At 56.5% G+C, this 3,866-nt stretch carries 3 protein-coding genes; all 3 read right to left on the bottom strand.

Going from position 1 to position 3,866, the window contains the following annotated elements; translation table 11 throughout:
- Nucleotides 1-597: 597 nt before the first annotated feature.
- The 3 genes from GWC77_RS27140 to GWC77_RS27130 are packed head-to-tail and all read right to left on the bottom strand — an operon-like array spanning nt 598 to nt 3,752.
- Nucleotides 598-2,079, bottom strand: a complete 1,482-nt coding sequence (locus GWC77_RS27140; RefSeq protein WP_173262408.1) for a GMC oxidoreductase — start codon at nt 2,077-2,079, stop codon at nt 598-600.
- Nucleotides 2,076-2,864: a methyltransferase domain-containing protein gene (locus GWC77_RS27135; RefSeq protein WP_173262405.1), complete on the bottom strand. Its 789-nt coding sequence runs from the start codon at nt 2,862-2,864 to the stop codon at nt 2,076-2,078. Before GWC77_RS27135 ends, GWC77_RS27140 begins: the two co-directional genes overlap by 4 nt.
- Before the next feature lie 57 nt (nt 2,865-2,921).
- Nucleotides 2,922-3,752, bottom strand: a complete 831-nt coding sequence (locus GWC77_RS27130) for an aminotransferase class I/II-fold pyridoxal phosphate-dependent enzyme (protein ID WP_173262402.1) — start codon at nt 3,750-3,752, stop codon at nt 2,922-2,924.
- Between the last annotated feature and the right edge of the window lie 114 nt (nt 3,753-3,866).

The raw sequence follows: 3,866 nt of genomic DNA, 5'->3' as shown, positions 1-3,866 counted from the left end.
GCGGCTACACGCGCTTCGAAACAATGCGAACCGTGCTGTTCCTCATCGCCGGCAAGCTAGATTTCTCCAGCTTCAACCCGCATGCCTCGTGAGCCGCGTTACCCACTGCATTTTCAAAAGAGCCCTATGAACGATTCTGTACGAAATGTAAGGGGTGGCGCAAAGGTTTGAGACCCGGTCTCGGTCTCTGAGGAGTCCTGTACGCCATAACTGCGTCGAGAGAAGACGGGTCGATGCCTCCCACTCATCGCGCCCGAATAGGGGTAACTTTCGGTTTGCCGGTAGACGCAGACGATTCGAATACGATTCCGTGCATCGCACCTTCCCCAAAAACGAAATCTGGCTGCCGTGCATGGACTAATTCCATCAGCGTCTCGTTGGATAACACTGGTAAGTCGGTAAGTGTCGCTGTATGTCGAATGTCTCGGTAGTGCTCCCGATAGATGGGGGAGCAGGATTTCGCTAGCGCCACCAATTGATCAATGGAGTAGATGTTCATATATGCAGTCTTTCCTTTGTCGAAGTGACGATGCTTGGTTTAATAACGCGTACTGACACATGGACGCGTCGCGGCGACTCTGGAGTTGCTGCGAAGTTTCACCCGCCAATGCGCATGCGACGCGTTATTCCATCCGCCGTATTCAACGCCAGCGCAACGACCGTCAGCGTCGGATGGCAGTCGAGGGCTGTTGGGAAAAGCGACGCGTCCGCGATATAAAGACCGCCTATGCCGTGAACCCGTCCGTCAAGGTACGTCACCGAGTCTCTGTCGGCTAAGCCGATGGGGCATGTTCCCGCTTCATGTGACGTGCCGGTACCACCCAACGTCAACGTCTTGCGTACCTTCACGGCACGCCCACCTTTGCCGGCCAAAATAGTCGCTATAAGTTCGGCCTCTGATTCCATCTTCCGCGCGAGTGTCAGGTCACTCTCTTCCCACCCGATCCTTATGTTTGGCATGGGGCGGAGCAGACCATCGCGCCCTTCGGCAAGGCTGACACTGCGCTTTGGCGACCGAAGCAGCTCACCAATAGCATTTACGCCAATGCAGGCGACGTGCCTATCCTCGACGGGGTCAAGACCTGCGGCCGATAGTATCTCCGACTCGTAAAACGACGCGGGGTTGGGCCCATTCAACTCGATCGTAAACCCTCCGTACGCCTCCCTGAACGCTCGACTGCGCCCGGCCAAGGGCATCGTCGCGCTCCCTTGAAGAAGTCCGGCACCCGACGACTCCATCGGGCGGTCAGGGAGAATAGCCAAGTAGCTCGCTGCGATATGATCGAGGTAGTTCTTTCCGATCAGCGCCCATGCATCCGTTTGCCGCTCGAGATCCGACAGCAGTAAAAGTCGTGTTGTCTCGATCGGCGAGGCTGCTAGCACGACAACGCTCGCACCGATATGACGGGTTTTCCCGGTAATCAGTTCGCAATACTCAACGCCTTCCGTCTTGTTGCCTGCGCATATCACTCGCGTAACGGCGACCTGCTCTCGAACGACGATGCGCCCGGCGCGCCCTCTGCAGCGAGGCTCTTTAGCAAGGCGGTCAATTGAGCACAAAGGCCGAATTCGATCGATTGACGCCGCGGCGATTTTTGGGCACACCTGTTCGTTGCAGCGATCAGCAAGATCAATAAATCGAGAATTGAGCGCCGACGATGTGGCGTTTAACCAGCGGAATGCGCGACTGTATAGCGCGTCCATCTCCGCAGGCGCAAACGGCCATCGACCGCGTGGGCCCGACGCAATGGTAAAGTTCTCGAGCTGTGGTTTGGCAAGCCATCCGCGCCACCGCAACGAGCGTCCGCCTGCCGCTCGCACACGAATCCAATCGAAAACGTTGCGATCGGCTTCGTAGTTCCAGTTCGTTTCATTTACTTCCCAGCAGGGCCGAACGAAGTCGCGATACTCCGCCATGCTCTCGAACCGTTGGCCGGCCAGAGCGTACGGTATGGCGCCCGCTTCAAAGATCACTGAACTTATGCCGCGTCGACGTAATGTGTCGGCAACCGCGGCGCCGCTGAGCCCCGACCCGACTATGACCACTTCGGGATCGGTAGAGCTTTTCGTGCTTCTCATTGTTGTCGCCATGAGGTTTTCTGCCGGTTTTTCCGAGTGGCGGTCGGACTGAAGATCGCTTGGACTACCGTGTGAAAACTGCAGCGCTCGATGCGCGACACGTCCATGTTTTTGATTCGGCTCAGCAAGCGATCAAAGCTGAATTCGTCGATTACTCCGGCGCGGATGTAGACCGCTTTTGAGGCTCTCAGTGTGCAGTGGATGTACTTTCTCGCCAACTCGGGCGACAACTCCGGCTGAGATCGGAAGTTATCGTCGATATCGAAGCCCGCCGCACTCGCTTCCATCAACAGCTCCCGGCCAAAATTGGGATTGGTCGATGTCCATCGACAGAGAGCCTCATAAAGCGCAATTGGCGAATCCCACATACCGAGTCTCGGGTATTCGGCCGTCTCTACGATCAACGGTTCCTCGACGACCAAGCGCCCGCCATCAAGCAACTTGTCCCTGATGTGAGCCAGCACGCTCCGAGGACACGACAAATGCATAAGAAAAAAACGGCTATACGCGACGTCGATTGCCGGAATGCCTACCAATGCCTCATCGATGTCACCATGGACAAGCGATATATTGCCGATCCCCGCGGCATGAGCTTTTACTTTCAGTGTCTCCAGGGAGGCTTCGCACCGGTCAACCGCGTAGACACGGCCCATTGGACCGACCATCCGGCCAAGCAACAAGGCAACGGCCCCTTCGCCACAGCCGAAGTCCGCCACACGTGCGCCCGGTAGTATCTTTGCCGTCCTCAGCAGCCGAACTGTCGCCGGTTCGAGGATGGATTGCACCAATTTCCGCCGCCACGCTCCAGCGACGTCCGCGCTTGTCGGGTGAGCCCCCTTCATCTACTGACCTTCCAAAAGCGTGTTGGCACACACCGACTTCAAGTGCTCGCAAAATTGCTGCATCGTCTCCTTGTCGATATCGGCGCGCGGCATGATACGCAACCCGGCGGTACCTTTGGGAACGACCGGGAAAAATACTGGGGAAGTGTAAAATCCGAGATCCATAAGCCGCTTTGCTGCGTCTATCGCTGATTTTGGGTTTCCTAACCGGACGACGCGAATAGGAGTCGGCCTTCTCGCATTGCCGGTCGGAAAGTGCCGATCGAAAATTGCGGCGTTGCGTGCTCGTGCGGACTGAGCGCGCAGCAACTCGGGCGACTCATGCAGGTCGAGCGAAGCCAGCCCGCCGCCAATCCCCGCCGAATTTAGATACTGCGACCAAGGATTGCCGTATCGAATTAAAAGACGCTTGATGTCCGGGTGACCGGATAGCAGGACGCCGCCCGCTGCGCCGAATGCCTTTGCGAGCGATGCCACGACGACAGTGCGCTCATTTAGCTCTCGCATCCTCGTAAGTGCATACCCACGCCCTCTCACACCCGTAATGGAAAGTCCGTGCGAATCGTCCAGATAAACGAACAGGCCATAGCGTTCCTGAAGCTCCATGAGCTTTGATATGTTCGCGAAGCCTTCTATGCTATACGTCGCATCGGAAATATATGCAACCACGGCGCTGCGCCTACAAATCTTTTCAAGCGCTTCCATGTCGTTGTTTTCAATCGTGACAACTTCCGTTTCGTCGCCACATATCGCCTTTGATTGCGCTAGCGAGAAATGGGCAAATTTATGGCTTTTTTGAAAATGCAGTGGGTAACGCAGCTCACGAGGCATGCGGGTTGAAGCTGGAGAAATCTAGCTTGCCGGCGATGAGGAACAGCACGGTTCGCATTGTTTCGAAGCGCGTGTAGCAGCCGCGCGCCTTGCGCTTGGCAGCCTGAAACAAGC

The organism is Paraburkholderia sp. NMBU_R16, from assembly GCF_013282575.1.
Classification (GTDB): domain Bacteria; phylum Pseudomonadota; class Gammaproteobacteria; order Burkholderiales; family Burkholderiaceae; genus Trinickia.
This window is presented reverse-complemented; position numbering and strand designations above follow the sequence as displayed.